At 59.8% G+C, this 15,073-nt stretch carries 14 protein-coding genes; 7 read left to right on the top strand and 7 right to left on the bottom strand.

The window, feature by feature from the left end:
• Nucleotides 1-21: 21 nt before the first annotated feature.
• Genes IB213_RS15185 through modA form a run of 3 tightly spaced genes read right to left on the bottom strand, consistent with a single transcriptional unit; the run spans nucleotide 22 to nucleotide 2,117 of the window.
• Nucleotides 22-675: a LysE family translocator gene (locus tag IB213_RS15185; RefSeq protein ID WP_192407579.1), complete on the bottom strand. Its 654-nt coding sequence runs from the start codon at nucleotides 673-675 to the stop codon at nucleotides 22-24.
• Between the two features lie 45 nt (nucleotides 676-720).
• Nucleotides 721-1,377, bottom strand: coding sequence for a molybdenum ABC transporter permease (locus tag IB213_RS15180; protein ID WP_192407578.1), 657 nt, complete (start codon nucleotides 1,375-1,377; stop codon nucleotides 721-723).
• Nucleotides 1,378-1,403: 26 nt separating this feature from the next.
• Nucleotides 1,404-2,117 (bottom strand): molybdate ABC transporter substrate-binding protein, encoded by a 714-nt coding sequence (gene modA / locus IB213_RS15175; protein ID WP_192407576.1) that lies wholly within the window; start codon nucleotides 2,115-2,117, stop codon nucleotides 1,404-1,406.
• Between the two features lie 247 nt (nucleotides 2,118-2,364).
• On the opposite strand from modA, the gene tsaA reads away from it, so the two are divergent.
• The gene (gene tsaA / locus IB213_RS15170; RefSeq protein WP_192407574.1) at nucleotides 2,365-2,865 is read left to right on the top strand and encodes a tRNA (N6-threonylcarbamoyladenosine(37)-N6)-methyltransferase TrmO; all 501 of its coding nucleotides are present in this window, start codon (nucleotides 2,365-2,367) and stop codon (nucleotides 2,863-2,865) included.
• A 146-nt stretch (nucleotides 2,866-3,011) separates the two neighbouring features.
• On the opposite strand, the gene mrdA is transcribed toward tsaA, so the two are convergent.
• From mrdA to IB213_RS15150, 4 genes are all read right to left on the bottom strand, one after another.
• Entirely contained in the window at nucleotides 3,012-5,075 is a 2,064-nt protein-coding gene (gene mrdA, locus IB213_RS15165) for a penicillin-binding protein 2 (protein ID WP_192407572.1), read from the bottom strand.
• A 50-nt stretch (nucleotides 5,076-5,125) separates the two neighbouring features.
• Nucleotides 5,126-5,644 (bottom strand): rod shape-determining protein MreD, encoded by a 519-nt coding sequence (gene mreD / locus IB213_RS15160; protein ID WP_191722098.1) that lies wholly within the window; start codon nucleotides 5,642-5,644, stop codon nucleotides 5,126-5,128.
• On the bottom strand, nucleotides 5,641-6,636 hold the full coding sequence (mreC, locus tag IB213_RS15155; RefSeq protein WP_191722097.1) for a rod shape-determining protein MreC: 996 nt from the start codon (nucleotides 6,634-6,636) through the stop codon (nucleotides 5,641-5,643). Before mreC ends, mreD begins: the two co-directional genes overlap by 4 nt.
• A 151-nt stretch (nucleotides 6,637-6,787) precedes the next feature.
• The gene (locus IB213_RS15150; RefSeq protein ID WP_191722096.1) at nucleotides 6,788-7,831 is read right to left on the bottom strand and encodes a rod shape-determining protein; all 1,044 of its coding nucleotides are present in this window, start codon (nucleotides 7,829-7,831) and stop codon (nucleotides 6,788-6,790) included.
• A gap of 223 nt (nucleotides 7,832-8,054) precedes the next feature.
• Here IB213_RS15150 and gatC point away from each other — a divergent pair, with 223 nt between their 5' ends.
• The 6 genes from gatC to IB213_RS15120 all read left to right on the top strand — a co-directional run bounded on the left by gatC (nucleotide 8,055) and on the right by IB213_RS15120 (nucleotide 14,878).
• The gene (gene gatC, locus IB213_RS15145; RefSeq protein ID WP_191722095.1) at nucleotides 8,055-8,354 is read left to right on the top strand and encodes an Asp-tRNA(Asn)/Glu-tRNA(Gln) amidotransferase subunit GatC; all 300 of its coding nucleotides are present in this window, start codon (nucleotides 8,055-8,057) and stop codon (nucleotides 8,352-8,354) included.
• A gap of 21 nt (nucleotides 8,355-8,375) precedes the next feature.
• Nucleotides 8,376-9,866 (top strand): Asp-tRNA(Asn)/Glu-tRNA(Gln) amidotransferase subunit GatA, encoded by a 1,491-nt coding sequence (gene gatA / locus IB213_RS15140; RefSeq protein ID WP_192407570.1) that lies wholly within the window; start codon nucleotides 8,376-8,378, stop codon nucleotides 9,864-9,866.
• A gap of 116 nt (nucleotides 9,867-9,982) precedes the next feature.
• On the top strand, nucleotides 9,983-11,428 hold the full coding sequence (gatB, locus tag IB213_RS15135; protein ID WP_192407568.1) for an Asp-tRNA(Asn)/Glu-tRNA(Gln) amidotransferase subunit GatB: 1,446 nt from the start codon (nucleotides 9,983-9,985) through the stop codon (nucleotides 11,426-11,428).
• Between the two features lie 405 nt (nucleotides 11,429-11,833).
• On the top strand, nucleotides 11,834-12,685 hold the full coding sequence (locus tag IB213_RS15130) for a hypothetical protein (RefSeq protein WP_192407566.1): 852 nt from the start codon (nucleotides 11,834-11,836) through the stop codon (nucleotides 12,683-12,685).
• A gap of 103 nt (nucleotides 12,686-12,788) precedes the next feature.
• Complete coding sequence (locus IB213_RS15125) at nucleotides 12,789-13,844, top strand: metal-dependent hydrolase (RefSeq protein WP_192407563.1); 1,056 nt, start codon at nucleotides 12,789-12,791, stop codon at nucleotides 13,842-13,844.
• Between the two features lie 218 nt (nucleotides 13,845-14,062).
• On the top strand, nucleotides 14,063-14,878 hold the full coding sequence (locus IB213_RS15120) for a DUF817 domain-containing protein (protein ID WP_192407561.1): 816 nt from the start codon (nucleotides 14,063-14,065) through the stop codon (nucleotides 14,876-14,878).
• Nucleotides 14,879-15,073 lie beyond the last annotated feature (195 nt).

Raw genomic sequence — 15,073 nt, 5'->3', positions numbered from 1 at the left:
TGCATGGTGCGTGCTGCGTGCTCAGCCCCACAACATGCCGTGCAAGGCATGCACCAGACCACCCACGCCAATCACCAGCAACAGCACGGCCGCCACCAGCAGCAAACTCCGCTGCAGTGCGGGCCGCACCAGTTTGCGCACCAGCAGTGTCAGCAGCAGCAGGGTTGAAAAATCCAGCACGATCCACAGCCCGGTCAGCAGCGCAATGCTGTGATCCGGCGACGGCAGCACCCCCATGAATTGCGGCAGAAAAGACGCAAAAAAGATGATGTCCTTGGGGTTAGAAATGCCCAGCGCAAAGCCCCGGACAAAGCCTGCGGGTGCTGCTACCAGGCCCGTGGAGGCTTGACCGCCTGCAGACGCAGCAGTCTGCGGCATCTGCAGCGCCTCTCGCACCATGCCCCAGGCAATCGTGCTGATGTACGCGCAGCCCAGCAGGCGAATGCCTACCATCACAGCATCGTCCATCACCAGCAAACCCTTGATCAGCAGCGTAGAGACGGCAATCAGCACCAGCGACGCTGCGTTGGTGCCGGCAATGGTCTGCAGTGCATGGCGCATACCGCCCGCCAGCCCGGCTCGCAGCACCAGCAAAGTGACAGGCCCCGGCGTTACCAGCAAGGACACCACCGAGGCGGCAAACAGCGCAGTCAAAGAAAAATTGAGATCCGTCATAGGCATAAATAGCTGGTGTCGCCCCCTCATTGAGGGAGGCTCAGACTACAGAGACCCCCAGCGGCGCAGCATCAGAAAAACGGGAATGACCAGCACACACAGCAGCAGCGACAACTGGTTGGCGCATGCCAGATTGCCGTCCAGCACCTGGTTGAAAATGGCCAGCGACAGCGTTTCCGTGCGCCCCACAATGTTGCCGCCCAGCATCAAAGACAGCCCCACCTCGCCCAGCCCGCGCCCACCCGCCAGCATCAGCCCGGCAGCAATGCCACGCCGGGCCAGCGGCAGCTCTACCCGCCAGAAAATCTGCCATGCAGACAGCCCAAAAGTGGCCGCCGCCTCGCGCAGGCTGGCGGGGGTACTGGCAAAAGCGTTTTGTGTGGGTTTGGCCATCAAGGGCAGCCCGGCCACAAAAGCGGCCACCACCAAGCCTGCAGGGGTAAAGATGACCTCTGGCTGCATCCAGTGCGGCAGCGCCTGCATGAGCCAGCCATGGCGCCCCAGCAGCAGCAAGATGGCGTAGCCCAGCACAATGGGCGGAAAGACCAGAGGCAGGGTGACCAGCACATCCAGCCATGGGTTGCCGGCCCACTGGCGGCGTGCCAGCTGCCAGCTGATGGCGCCGCCAATGACCAATTGCAGCAGCAGACTCCAGCCTATGACCTGGGCGGTCAGCCACACCGGTGCGCTGGTGCAGAACATGGGTGCGCCGAACGCCACCGTTCGATTTACAGCCCGTGGCGCTGCATGACTGCACGCGCCTGCGGCGTGGCAATGAAGGCCAGCAAGGCCTGCGTGGCGGCATTGTCTGCACGCCCATGGATTGCTGCCATGCTCAGCTCAATCGGGTCATAGCAGTCTTGCGCAATGGTCAGACTGGTGCCGGCCTTGCCCTGCAGCGACTGCGCTTCCGTCGCATTCACGAAACCTGCATCGACATGTTCTGTCAGCAAATAGGCGCTGACCTGGGGCACGGTGGAGACCTCCAGCAGCTTGCCCTGCAAGGCCGCAGCCAGCCCGGAGCGCTCCAGACACGTGAAGGCCGCTTTGCCATACACCGCCTTATTGCGGTCAGGCACGGCAATGCGTTGAAACTGCGGCTGACTCAGGTCTGCCAAGTCCTTCAGGGCGTGGGCCTTGGAGGCCACCAGCACCAGCTGGCCCCTGCCCAGGCGCTCAAACGTCTGCGCCAGCTGCATGGGCTCCAGAAACGCCCGGTCACCAATCAGCACGCTGATGTCCGGGTTTTGCTGCGCCTGCACCTGTTTCATGTTCCCAAAACTGGCCTCCGCCTTGATGCCGGTGGCACTGGTGAATGCCTGCAGCAACTCCAGCACGGGCTTGCGGTAACCAGCCCCCGCTGCCACCAGTACGCCATCAGCGGCCATGGCAGGTACGGCCAGCGCCAGCGCGGCGCAGCACAAAAATAAACGTCGAAACATGAGGGCTCCACGGCCTGGTCAAGGCGCTAGATATGAAAGAGTGGGAATGTGTGCCTGCCGCCCGCAAGGCAAGGCGGCTTGAGCGCCAGCCGCAGACAGCAACTGGGCACATGACAGGCAATAATACCGCAGCGCTATTCTATTTTTGAATAGCGAAACAATCCGCCAAATCACTGCCCCCTGCGCACCGCTGCCGCGTCTTGCACCCAGGCTGCCATCGCAGGCACTTTTCTTTCTGCCAGCACTTATGACCGACACCCCGCATCACCCTCCCAAGATTGAGCTTCAGCCCATTGGCTTCATCCGCAGCGCGTTCCAGTCGGTGCAGGGCATGCCCATCCAGACTGTGGCCGCCGCCCACGTTGAGGGCGCACTGCAAGTGCTGCCGCAGTTTCAGCCAGGTCTGCGGGATATTGAAGGCTTTGAGTACCTGATCCTGATCACGCACCTGCACCAGGCGAGCGAGAAACTGGAGGTGGTGCCCTTCATGGACACCCAGAGCCACGGCGTCTTTGCCACACGTGCCCCTGCACGACCCAATCGCATGGGGCTGTCCATCGTGCAACTGATCAGGGTGCATGAAGGCTGCCTGCACTTCAGGGGCAACGACATGCTGGACGGAACGCCGGTGCTGGACATCAAGCCCTATGTCCCCGCGCTGGATGTCCGCCAGACCGAGCACATTGGCTGGTTCAGGCATGGGCTGGCCCAGCTGCCCACTGCGCAGTCAGATGCACGCATGGCTTGAGGCAGTCCATGCTGCCCAGCCCAGGTGCAGGTGGTGGCGGTGAACAAGGAGCAGCCACCGCGCAAGAGCCGGGGTTTCAGCCGGAGATGCAGCCAGACGTTACCCAGAAAGTGCGCATGCCCTCGCTGTGCAACGGGCCGCAGGTTTTAGTCCTCGGCCTCTGGCTCCAAGCTGGCGGGTGCAGTGTCAGGAGTGCGGGGGGAGGCCATGTCACCACCACTCAAACCTTCCATCACACGGGGAGCGCCCAGCCCGGGCAGCTCCATGCGTTCAAACGCAGCCATCATCTCTTGCCCACTGCGTGGCACACCAATGGGGCGAGAAGCCTGGCCCTTGCGCACAGCAGCCATGTCTTCCACGCTGGGGTACTGGTCCAGCAGCCAGTAATCAAACACGCGCCGGGCAATAGGTGCAGCAGCGGCCGCGCCAAAGCCTGCGTTTTCCACAATCACGGCCAAGGCAATCTTGGGGTTTTCTGCCGGCGCGTAGGCAATGTACAAAGAATGGTCACGCTGGTGTTCAGCCAGTTTGGCCGCGTTGTACTTGTCTTTCTGGCCCACACTCACCGCCTGTGCAGTGCCTGTTTTGCCCGCAGAGGTATAGGGAGCTCCGCCAAACACACCACGCGCAGTACCTTCAACCGTCACTGCAGCGACCGCGCTGCGCACGGCTTCCACGTGCTCGGGCTTGTAACCCATGGAGGTGCCCGCATCCTTGTACAGCGGGCTGTACGCGCGGGTGACCGCATCCACCGTGCCCTTACCCAGATGCGGGCGGTGCTGAATGCCGTGGTTGGCCAGCATGGCCGTGGCATGTGCCAGTTGCAGCATGGTGAAGTGGTTGTAGCCCTGGCCAATCCCCAGCGAGATGGTCTCGCCCGCATACCACTTCTTTTGCTCCGGGCGCTTGTAGGTATTGCGTTTCCATTCGGTGCTGGGCAGCACGCCGCGCGCTTCACCCACCAGGTCAATGCCCGTCTGCTGCCCAAACCCCATGGGAGAGAGGTATTCATGGATGGTGTCCACACCCATGTCATTGGCCAGCATGTAGTAGTACACGTTGGAGGATTTGATGATGGAGCGGCGCAAGTTGGTCGGGCCGTTGGGGTGGCCCGAGCGGAAGGTGTGCCCCCCAAAGGTCCAGCTGCCATTGTCCTGAATGATGGTGTCCACCTTGCGCTTGCCCGACTCCAGACCTGCAATCGCCATGAAAGGCTTATAGGTAGAGCCGGGAGGGTAGGAGCCACGCAAAGCCCGGTTGAGCAACGGACGGTCGATCGAGTTGTTGAGGAAATCCCAGTTTTCCTGGTCAATGCCGTCCACAAACAGGTTCACGTCGTAGCCCGGCTTGCTGACCATGGCCAGCACTTCACCGTTGCGGGGGTCCAGGGCCACCAGCGCACCGCGGCGCTCGCCATAGACATCTTCCACCAGTTTTTGCAGGCCAATGTCCAGGCTCAGCACCACGGTATCGCCAGAGGTGGCGGGCCGGCTGTTCAGGCGGCGTACCGCAAAGCCACCGGCCGTGGTTTCCAGCTGCTCCCAGCCCGTCAGGCCATGCAGCTGTTTTTCGTAACTTTGCTCAATGCCCAGCTTGCCAATCACTTCCGTGCCCCGGTAGTTGGCATAGTCCTCACTGTCTTCCAGCGCCTCTTGCTCGCGCTGGTTGATACGGCCGATATAGCCCACCACATGCCCGCCGACATCTTCGAGCGGGTAGTTGCGGAAAAACCGCGCCTTGATGTCCACCCCCGGAAAACGCCAGCGCTGCGCCGTAAAGCGCGCAACTTCTTCATCTGTCAGCCGGCTGCGCAGGGGAATCGATTCAAAGCGTTTGGAGTCCTCCATGAGGCGCTTGAATTTGCGGCGATCACGTGGCGTGATCTCCACCAGTTCAGATAAGGCTTCGATGGTTTCTTCCAGATCCTTGATCTTGGAGCGTGTGATCTCCAGCGTGTAGGCAGAGTAGTTGGTGGCCAGCACCACGCCGTTGCGGTCCAGAATTTTTCCGCGATTGGGCACAATCGGCACCACCGCCGTGCGGTTGCTCTCGGCACGCTCTGCGAACGCGTCATGGCGCACCACCTGCAAGACCGTCAGGCGGAACAGCAAAATACCCAGCAAGAGCAGCACCACAAGGGCCACCACCCAGATGCGCAGACGGAACTTTTGCAGCTCCACCTCGCTGTTGCGCACTTCAAAGCCACTCATGGCAGCTCCTGGTGCATGGGGACAAAACTGGGCAGTACATCACACCATCTTCACAGGGGCCGGTTGCTGTCTGCATCCGGGGCACGGCGCTGGGGAGCGAGCAAAATAGCGCTCACGATAGGCCACAGCAACATCTCCAGCACAGGAGCCAGCGCAATCGAGATGCCCGGAAACATGCCGCCAGACAGCATGCGAATGAGCATCTGCAGCAGATGCGCCAGCGCAAACACCGGCAGCATCTGCAAAGCCTGCGTGACAGGCGAAAACCACATCATGCGACGGCTGAAACGCTGCGCCACATACACCACCAGCACATAAGCCAGCGCGTGCTGTCCCAGCAATGCCGTCTGCTGCACATCCACCCCCAGGCCCAACAGGAAAGCCACGCTCATGGGCATGCGCTGGGGATGGTGCATGGCCCAGAACGCCAGCACCAGCATCAGAAAATCAGGCATCCAGACGAAACCGCCCAAGGGCAGCAGGCTGAGCAAAAACACCACTGCCACGCTGAACGCAATAAAAGCCGGTCTGACCGGCATCAGCAACTGCTGACCACGCGGCATGATCATCGTTGACCTCCAGGGCCCGGCAGGTTGGCAGAGCCTGAGGCGCGCCGCTGGGCAGATTTGTCTTCACGCTGTTGCTGGGTCTGCGCCGCCGTGGGCTCAATGCGCTGAGCCTGCGGCGCATGCTCGGCCTTCAGCGCATCCAAAGGTGTCAGCACCACCACATGGCGTGCGCCATCCAGCCGAGCCTTGGGCTCGCAGTACACACGCATGAACGGCGACTGGCTGCGGCGCTCTACCTCTACCACGCGTGCCACTGGCAGACCCGCCATGTAGACCCCGTCTACACCGCTGGTGACCAGCTCGTCGCCCACCTGCACATCCGCATCATTGGACATGAAGCGCAGCTCGATCCCGTCGGTGCGCAAGTTAGAGGCATCGCCATAAGCGACGCTGCGCGCACCCGTGCGTGCCACCATCACGGGAATGGCTTGTTCACGGTCAGACAGCAGCGTTACTTCACTGGAAAACGGCTGCACGCGGGTGACCTGCCCCAGGACACCCAGGTCATCCATCACCGGGCTGCCTGGCAGCACACCGGCCACCTGCCCCTTGTCGAGCACAACACGGCGGGTGTAGCTGTCCGGGGTCTCGAACATCACCTCTGCCGCCACGGTCTCTACCACCAGGCGCGGGCGCAACGCCAGCAAATCACGCAACTGGCTGTTTTCTTCTTCCAGCCGTTCGGCCTCATGCGCCTTGAGCGTCATGGCCGCCATCAGCCTGCGAGACTCCACCGCTTCGGTCTGAGCCTCGTGTAAATCCTGAAAATAATCTTTGCCGCTGGAGAGCCATTGCACGGGCTGCATCACCACCCATTGCAAAGGAAACAGCACCACTGACACCGCCTGACGCAGCGGCTCTGTGAGTTTCAGCCGCACATCAGCCAGCATCAGCACAACGGCCAGCGTGCTGAGCAGCAAGACGCGCGTACCTGCGGACGCGCCATGCTTGAACTGCGACGGAGCATCGCGCTCCAGTGTTCTCAAACTCATAGCACCCACCTGCGCGTGAGCGCCATTTCACAGACGGCTAAACCGCCCGACCAGCTGTTTGCCCGAGCTTTCACAGAGAACATGGGGAGACATTCAATCCAAAAACTTGCCGCTTGAGCACAGAAGTCGAAGCGGCAAGTTACGTGGTGCATCAGTCGCTGGTAAAGATGCTGCCTTGACGGTCCAGGCTGTCCAGCGCCATGCCACAGCCACGCACCACACAGGTCAGAGGCTCTTCGGCCACCAGCACTGGCAGGCCGGTTTCCTCGGCCAGCAGACGGTCCAGATCACGCAGCAGTGCGCCACCGCCGGTCAGCATCATGCCGCGCTCGGCAATGTCAGCACCCAGCTCAGGCGGAGTTTGCTCCAGCGCGTTCTTCACGGCCGAAACAATCTGGTTCAGCGGCTCGGTCAGCGCTTCCAGCACTTCGTTGGAAGAGATGGTGAAGCTGCGGGGCACGCCTTCAGACAGATTGCGGCCCTTGACCTCGATCTCCTTGACTTCCGAACCTGGGAAGGCCGAGCCAATTTGCTTCTTGATCATTTCAGCCGTGGGCTCGCCAATCAGCATGCCGTAGTTACGGCGGATGTAGCTGATGATGGACTCGTCAAACTTGTCACCGCCCACACGCACAGAGCCCTTGTAGACCATGCCGCCCAGCGAGATCACGCCCACTTCTGTGGTGCCGCCGCCAATGTCCACCACCATGGAGCCCGAAGCCTCCGAAACAGGCAGACCCGCGCCGATACCCGCAGCCATGGGCTCTTCAATCAGGTAAACGGCGGTTGCGCCAGCCGCTTCTGCAGCGTCCTTGATGGCACGACGCTCCACCTGGGTGGAGCCACATGGCACGCAAATGATGATGCGCGGGCTGGGCGTCATCACATTGCGGGGGTGCACCATCTTGATGAACTGCTTGATCATCTGCTCGGTGATCACAAAGTCGGCAATCACGCCATCCTTCATGGGCCGAATGGCTTCGATATTGCCGGGCACCTTGCCCAGCATGGCCTTGGCCTCACGGCCAACGGCCTGAATCACCTTCTTGCCATGGGGGCCGCCTTCGTGGCGAATGGCCACAACGGAGGGCTCATCGAGCACGATGCCCTTGTCACGGGCAAAAATCAGGGTATTGGCTGTGCCAAGGTCAATGGCCAAATCGGTAGAAAAGTACCGACGGAAAGCTCCGAACATTCAATTTTCCTCTCAGGCACAGCATGCGCTTCGGCCTGCCGTCGCCGGGATGTAGTTCAACAGGAATCAGGGGGGAATCTGGGTTAGGCTTTTCTGCACAATCGCAACCATCCAAAGATGGTAATTGCGCAAAGACCAGATAATACCGTATCCCCTGTGAATAACTCATGGCGGCATGCTCCGTCTGACAGCTTTACATCCGGTTTCGTACCGCAGAAAACATATGGCACTCACCTCGAACGACATTGACCGCATCGCCAACTTGGCGCGGCTCGAACTCTCTTTAGAAGAAAGTGAGCGCATGCTCTCGCAACTCAACGGCTTTTTCGGCATTGTCGAAAAAATGCAAGCTGTGGATACCTCGGGCATTCAGCCTCTGGCACACCCGGTGGCCGCCATCCAGGACGTGGTGTTGCGTCTGCGCCAAGACCAGGCATGGGAGCCCAATCAGCGCGAAGCCAACATGAAAAACGCCCCCGCGCAGAGCGAGGGATTGTTCCTCGTGCCCAAGGTCATTGAATAAGCACAAGGCAAAGCAATACACATGAGCAATACCGAACTGCACCAACTGGGCGTGGCCGAACTGGCTGCCCAGCTCAAGAGCAAAGAAATTTCCGCCGTTGAAGCCGCGCAACACTTTCTGGCCCGCGCCAAGCAGCACCAGCATCTGGGCGCTTTTGTAGCCATCCACGAAGACACCACCCTGGCTCAGGCCAGGGCTGCAGACGCGCTGATTGCCCAAGGCAAGGGCGGCCGTCTGGCCGGCGTGCCGATTGCGCACAAAGACATCTTTGTAACCAAGGACTTCCCCACCACCGCAGCCTCCAAAATGCTCAAGGGCTATCAGTCGCCCTTTGATGCAACGGTGGTGACCAAGCTGGCCGCGTCCGGCGCGGTCACGCTGGGCAAGCTCAATTGCGACGAATTCGCCATGGGCGGCGCCAACGAAAACTCGGCCATCGCCCCCGTGGGCTTTGACGCGGCCCAGCCCGTGCGCAACCCATGGAACACCGAGCGCGTGCCCGGTGGCTCCTCGGGCGGCTCCGCCGCTGCCGTGGCAGCCCGTCTGGCCCCTGCGGTCACCGGCACCGACACCGGCGGCTCGATCCGCCAGCCCGCATCGTTTTGCGGCATTACCGGCATCAAGCCCACCTATGGGCGCGCCAGCCGCTACGGCATGATCGCGTTTGCCTCCAGCCTGGACCAGGCGGGCCCGATGGGCCGCAGCGCCGAGGACTGCGCACTGCTGCTGTCTGAGATGTGCGGCCCCGATCTGGACCGCGACTCCACCAGCCTTGACGTGCCAGCAGAGGACTTCACTGCCCAGCTCAACGACAGCATTGAAGGCCTGCGCATTGGCGTGCCTGCCGAGTTTTTTGGTGACGGTTTGTCTGCCGACGTGCGCGCCGCCGTGGATGCATCGCTCAAGGAATACGAAAAGCTGGGTGCCAAGCTGGTGCCCATCACGCTGCCACGCACCGAGCTGTCCGTGCCCGTGTACTACATCCTTGCGCCCGCAGAGGCCTCGTCCAACCTGTCGCGCTTTGACGGCGTGAAGTTCGGTCACCGCGCGCAAAAGTATGCCGACCTGAACGACATGTACAAAAAGACCCGCGCCGAAGGCTTTGGCGACGAGGTCAAGCGCCGCATCATGATTGGTGCCTATGTACTGTCTGAGGGCTACTACGACGCCTACTACCTGCAGGCGCAGCGCATTCGCCGCATGATTGCCGACGACTTCCAGACCGCGTTCAAGGACTGCGACGTCATCGCCGGCCCCGCAGCCCCCACCACGGCGTGGGCCATTGGCGGCAAGTCTGATCCGGTGAGCAACTATCTGGCTGACATCTTCACCCTACCCGCATCGCTGGCGGGCCTGCCCGGCCTGAGCCTGCCCGCAGGCTTTGGCGACGCTGGCATGCCTGTGGGGCTGCAGCTGATTGGCAACTACTTCAGCGAAGGCAAACTGCTCAACGCCGCGCACCGCTTCCAGCAAGCGACCGACTTTCACTTGCAGCGCCCCGCAGGCATTTAAGAACTGATAGCTATCAGCGCTTGCGCCATAAGGTTTTCAAATACAAAACACTTTGAAAACTAGCATACATAAGCGCTGACAGCTCACTAATTAACAGCAGCTAGGACATACAGCACATGACTGCGAAACTGATTCAGGGCTACGAAGTCGTTATCGGCTTTGAAACCCATACCCAGCTGGCCACAAACAGCAAGATCTTCAGCCGCGCCAGCACCGCCTTTGGCGCCGAGCCCAACACCCAGGCCTGCGCGGTAGATCTGGCCCTGCCCGGCACCCTGCCCGTGATGAACCAGCAGGCAGTGGCATGCGCCATCAAGCTTGGTCTGGCGCTGGGCTCGACCATTGCGCCGCGCAGCATTTTTGCGCGCAAAAACTACTTCTACCCCGATCTGCCCAAGGGCTACCAGATCTCGCAGTTCGAGATTCCCGTGGTGCAAGGCGGTGAAGTCAGCTTCTACGTGGGCGACAAGCCCCACACCGTGCGTCTGGTGCGTGCCCACCTGGAAGAAGACGCGGGCAAGTCCGTGCACGACCAGTTCCCCACCGAGTCCGGCATTGACCTGAACCGCGCGGGCACGCCCCTGCTGGAGATCGTGACCGAGCCGGACATGCGCTCGACCGAAGAAGCCGTGGCCTACGCCAAAGAGCTGCACAAAATCGTCACCTGGATTGGCATCTGCGACGGCAACATGCAAGAAGGCAGCTTTCGCTGCGACGCCAACGTGTCCGTGCGCAAGCCCGGTGCACCGCTGGGCACGCGCCGCGAAATCAAGAACTTGAACTCGTTCAAGAACATGCAGATCGCCATCGACTCCGAAATTCGCTGGCAGATTAACCAGATCGAAGACGGCTACAGCATCCAGCAAGCCACCGTACTGTTCAACCCCGACACGGGCGAGACCCGCGCCATGCGCACCAAGGAAGACGCGGCTGACTACCGCTACTTCCCCGATCCCGACCTGCCACCGCTGGTGGTGGCCGACAGCTGGGTGCAGGAAGTGAAGGCAACCATGCCCGAGCTGCCCCGCGCCATGGCCGCCCGCTTTGTTGAAAGCTACGGCCTGCCCGAGTACGACGCCACCACGCTGACCCAGTCGCAAGACATGGCCGCCTACTTTGAGCGCACCGCCAAGGCCTGCGGTCAGGCCAAACTGGCCAGCAACTGGGTGATGGGCGAGATCTCGCGCCGCCTGAACACCGAAGAAATCGGCATGGATGCCGTCAAGGTCACCAGCGAACAGCTGGCCGCCATGATTGCCCGCATCTCGGACGGCACCATCTCCAACAACGCCGCCAAGCAGGTGTTTGAGGCGCTGTGGACGGGCGAAGGCTCTGACATTGATGCAGTCATCGAGGCCAAGGGCCTCAAACAAATGAACGACACCGGCGCGCTGGAAGCGATCATTGACGAGGTGATTGCCGCCAACCCCGGCAACGTCGAGCAATACCGGGCGGGCAAGGACAAGGCGTTCAACGCCTTGGTCGGTCAGGTGATGAAGGCCTCTAAGGGCAAGGCCAACCCTGCGCAGGTCAATGAAGTGTTGAAGGCCAAGCTGGCTTAACGCTGGCTGCTTGTTGCAGCGTTTTTGCTGCGAAAGACAAAGCCTCCTTCGGGAGGCTTTTTTATTGCTGTTTTATTTATTTTTATAGCTTTCTGCGCTTGGTGTGATTGGTTCGCTGGCTGATTTCACTATTTTTCAGTCCCTGCTGGGCGTTTGCTGGCAGAGGCCGCTGATCGCGCGGCAAGCCGGCCACCCAACTCGCCCTGCTGCATTCCAACGACCTGAGGCCACAGCCCCGGGCTGGTGCCGCAAAACACGCTACGTGCTGACTAGGCTAGGCTCGGGAAGTTGCGACAAGTTTGGTGGCGATGCATGCATGCGCCTGAGCGCAGGTTAAAGGCGTTGAAAAAACACCGGCATTCACCAACTTGTAACCATTCATTTTTTCTATTTAAGAGAAGTACCATGAATAAAAAAACAGACTATTTTTTACTATTTTCAATATTCATTTTATCTTTGGTATCGATTCTATTCAATCGTGAAATCTATCAGCAGCTCAATGAAAATAAGATTTTATATCTATACTCATTACTGCCTCAAACCCTGGGTGCCATTTATGGCCTGACAATAACTGGGTATATATTTTTTATTGGCAACCAACACAGCAAGGCCTCCAACGACCCCACGCTTCACGAAATCATTGAGGAAAGCGACAAGGAGCAGTTCAGCGCCTTAAAAACATTGTCTATCCTGGTTTTTCTAAGTATTTTCTTTTGCATCTCTACCTTGTTCTTGCACAACAAGATCGAACCTCACTTCGACAACCTATCCACAATCACCGTATCTTTGGCTAATTCTTTTGCAATCGCCACCATCATATCTAATTTTCTATTCATCATAAATATTATCGACCCCACATCGATTGAAAAGACCAGCAATAAAATAATAAATAAAATAGAAAATCAAGAGAACGAAAATAACAAAGCAGAAGATAATTATGCGTTTATGCCGACGAGTCAATTCCTAAAGGAATATCACGCGCTCGAAGAACTTGCAAGAAACATCATCAATGACGCTGGATTTTCTGATAAAAATAATAAAAACGGTATCTCACGATTAAATCTAAAGCACCTTCACGCATCTGGAATTATCAAAAACACAACCGCCCAAATGCTGGGGCAACTACGCAAATACAGAAATGCGCTCGTACACTCAGAACCTGTGGAACATATTCACAACAGTATGAACAGACTCTTAAAAGCCACGCAAGAAAGCCTCAACCAAGAGCATGAAGCATGGGTGAGACAGCGGCCTTGAGTTTGAATAGAACTTTCCCTCTTGCGGCGCCCCTAATACGGGCCTGGCCTGCTCCCCCACACCGGCCTTCACCGCATCACTTTCTCGCAAGAACCACCACCACATGGACTCTCTGACCCAAGCCGTGCTCGGCGCCAGCGTCACTTGCGCCGTCATGGGCAGGCGCACTGGCTTTACCAAAGCTGCTCTTGTTGGCGCTGTAGCGGGCACGCTGCCCGATCTGGATGTGCTGATTGACCATGGCAACGATCTGCTGAACATGGTGCGCCACCGGGCCGAGTCGCATGCGCTGTTTTTTTTGACGCTGGCCGCTCCGCTGTTGGGCTGGCTGACGCACATGCTGGTCGACCGCAAAGCCCCAGCGGATGCACCGAATTTGACGGCGCACTGGACACTGGCCTGGCTGCTGGCGCTGCTCACGCATGTGGGTATCGACGCCATGACCAGCTATGGCACGCAGTTCATGCAGCCCTTTACCGACCACGCCTTTGCCGTGGGCAGCGTGTTCATCATCGATCCGCTCTACACGCTGCCGCTGCTGCTGGGCCTGCTGCTGTCCGGCCTGCGCGCGCGGCGCGGGATGGACTGGCAAGGCCCCAACCGCTGGGCGCTGGCCTTCAGTTGCTGCTACCTGCTGTGGAGCGTGGGCGCACAGCACCATGTGCGCACCGTGGCCGAGCATGCGCTGGCCGAGCAAGGTGTGCCCAACGTGCAGCAAGCCCAGCTGTTTGTCTATGCCACGCCGTTCAACACCGTGCTGTGGCGGGTGCTGGCCATTACGCCCACACACAGCTACGAGGGCTTTTACAGCCTGCTCGATCAGGGGCATCACATCCCCCTGAGCGCCACAGAACGCGGCAGCGCGTACCTGCAACGCTGGGCTAGCGTACCCGCCGTGCAGGCCATGCAGCGCTTTACCCAAGGCCCCATCCGCATGCAGGTGCACGAAGGGCGCGTGCTGCTGACCGACCTGCGCATGGGCCAGGAGCCAAGCTACAGCTTTGTGTTTGACCTGGGCACGCCCGAACAGCTGGATGCCGGGCTGACCCAGCCGCGCAAGGTGAGCGCCGTACTGTCCTCCGGCTTTAGCCTGCCCGCCCTGATCGAGCGCATGCTGGGCCGTGATCTGCGATTGTCTGCAGCGATGGTGGAGCACTGAGTTAGCCGCTGTGTGGTGAGCGTTTTCTGAAAATTGAGCCACCCACGCTTGCTGCAAAAGCGTCAGCAGCATCCTGAAGGCATACTCGCGCTTATCCCAACCCCGCTCCACCAGCGCCACCGCGCTCGCCCTCTCGCATGTCCGCCACGCCCCCGCCGAGCTCAACCACTGCCAGCACCAGCACGCTGGCTTCCCTGAACAGACTGGATGAGTTTTTAATGCACCCGCCGCGCCACTGGCAGCCGCGTGGGCTGCAGCGGGTGGGGATGGAGTTTCTGTGGTTTGGCATCAAGGAGGCGCGCAGTTGCCTGTTTGTGGGACTGTTCTTTCTGGCCGTGTTCGCCGTGCCACGCGGCGGTGTGCTGGGCATGCCGCGCTACGACGTGCTGCTGCTGGCGGCGCTGGCCATTCAGGTGGCCATGGTGGCAACCAGACTGGAGACCTGGGATGAGCTCAAAGCCATCTGCCTGTTCCACATCGTGGGTTTTGCACTGGAGGTGTTCAAGACCTCCAGCGGCATCAAGTCCTGGGCCTACCCCGACTTTGCCTACACCAAGCTGTGGGGCGTGCCGCTTTTCTCAGGCTTCATGTACGCCGCGGTGGGCAGTTACATCATTCAGGCGTGGCGCCTATTTGATCTGCGCATCCAGCACCACCCGCCGCACTGGATGGCAGCGCTGATCGCCGTGCTGATCTACGCCAACTTCTTCACCCACCACTACATTGGCGACTACCGCTGGTATCTGGCCGCCTGCGCGCTGGGCCTGTACGCACGCACCACCGTGACCTTTCGCCCGCTGGACCGCGACCGCCACATGCCACTGCTGCTGGCTTTTGTGCTGATCGGCTTCTTTATCTGGCTGGCCGAAAACATCTCCACCTTCGCCGGGGTCTGGAGCTACCCCAATCAGCTGGGTGCCTGGTCGGCCGTGCACGTGGGCAAGTGGAGCTCGTGGTCCATGCTGGTGGTGATGACCTTCACCATCGTGGCCAACCTCAAGCACATCAAGGCCAAGATCCATGTACCCCACTGAAGCGACGCAGTGGTCTTGACCACTCGCGGCGCAAACTTTGGATGTGGTGCATGGATGCACTGCAACGTTCCTTTCAAGTACCCAGATGGTTTGCGCTGGCTGTATAGAAACTGGCTACCGATGGGCTGGCTCGCCCGCACAGCCATCAAAAAAAGCTGCCTGCGCTTCAACCGCCTGCGCTGAAAGAGGGATTTA

Origin of the sequence: Comamonas sp. CMM02 (assembly GCF_014851485.1) — a bacterium.
Lineage (GTDB): Bacteria > Pseudomonadota > Gammaproteobacteria > Burkholderiales > Burkholderiaceae_C > Comamonas > Comamonas avium.
The sequence above is the reverse complement of the archived record's forward strand: the minus strand, read 5'-3'. Positions and strand labels throughout refer to the sequence as shown.

Coding starts and splice junctions, on each gene's coding strand:
- IB213_RS15185 (WP_192407579.1), bottom strand. CDS start 675: ATGACGGATCTCAATTTTTCTTTGACTGCGCTGTTTGCCGCCTCGGTG.
- IB213_RS15180 (WP_192407578.1), bottom strand. CDS start 1,377: ATGTTCTGCACCAGCGCACCGGTGTGGCTGACCGCCCAGGTCATAGGC.
- modA (WP_192407576.1), bottom strand. CDS start 2,117: ATGTTTCGACGTTTATTTTTGTGCTGCGCCGCGCTGGCGCTGGCCGTA.
- tsaA (WP_192407574.1), top strand. CDS start 2,365: ATGACCGACACCCCGCATCACCCTCCCAAGATTGAGCTTCAGCCCATT.
- mrdA (WP_192407572.1), bottom strand. CDS start 5,075: ATGAGTGGCTTTGAAGTGCGCAACAGCGAGGTGGAGCTGCAAAAGTTC.
- mreD (WP_191722098.1), bottom strand. CDS start 5,644: ATGATCATGCCGCGTGGTCAGCAGTTGCTGATGCCGGTCAGACCGGCT.
- mreC (WP_191722097.1), bottom strand. CDS start 6,636: ATGAGTTTGAGAACACTGGAGCGCGATGCTCCGTCGCAGTTCAAGCAT.
- IB213_RS15150 (WP_191722096.1), bottom strand. CDS start 7,831: ATGTTCGGAGCTTTCCGTCGGTACTTTTCTACCGATTTGGCCATTGAC.
- gatC (WP_191722095.1), top strand. CDS start 8,055: ATGGCACTCACCTCGAACGACATTGACCGCATCGCCAACTTGGCGCGG.
- gatA (WP_192407570.1), top strand. CDS start 8,376: ATGAGCAATACCGAACTGCACCAACTGGGCGTGGCCGAACTGGCTGCC.
- gatB (WP_192407568.1), top strand. CDS start 9,983: ATGACTGCGAAACTGATTCAGGGCTACGAAGTCGTTATCGGCTTTGAA.
- IB213_RS15130 (WP_192407566.1), top strand. CDS start 11,834: ATGAATAAAAAAACAGACTATTTTTTACTATTTTCAATATTCATTTTA.
- IB213_RS15125 (WP_192407563.1), top strand. CDS start 12,789: ATGGACTCTCTGACCCAAGCCGTGCTCGGCGCCAGCGTCACTTGCGCC.
- IB213_RS15120 (WP_192407561.1), top strand. CDS start 14,063: ATGCACCCGCCGCGCCACTGGCAGCCGCGTGGGCTGCAGCGGGTGGGG.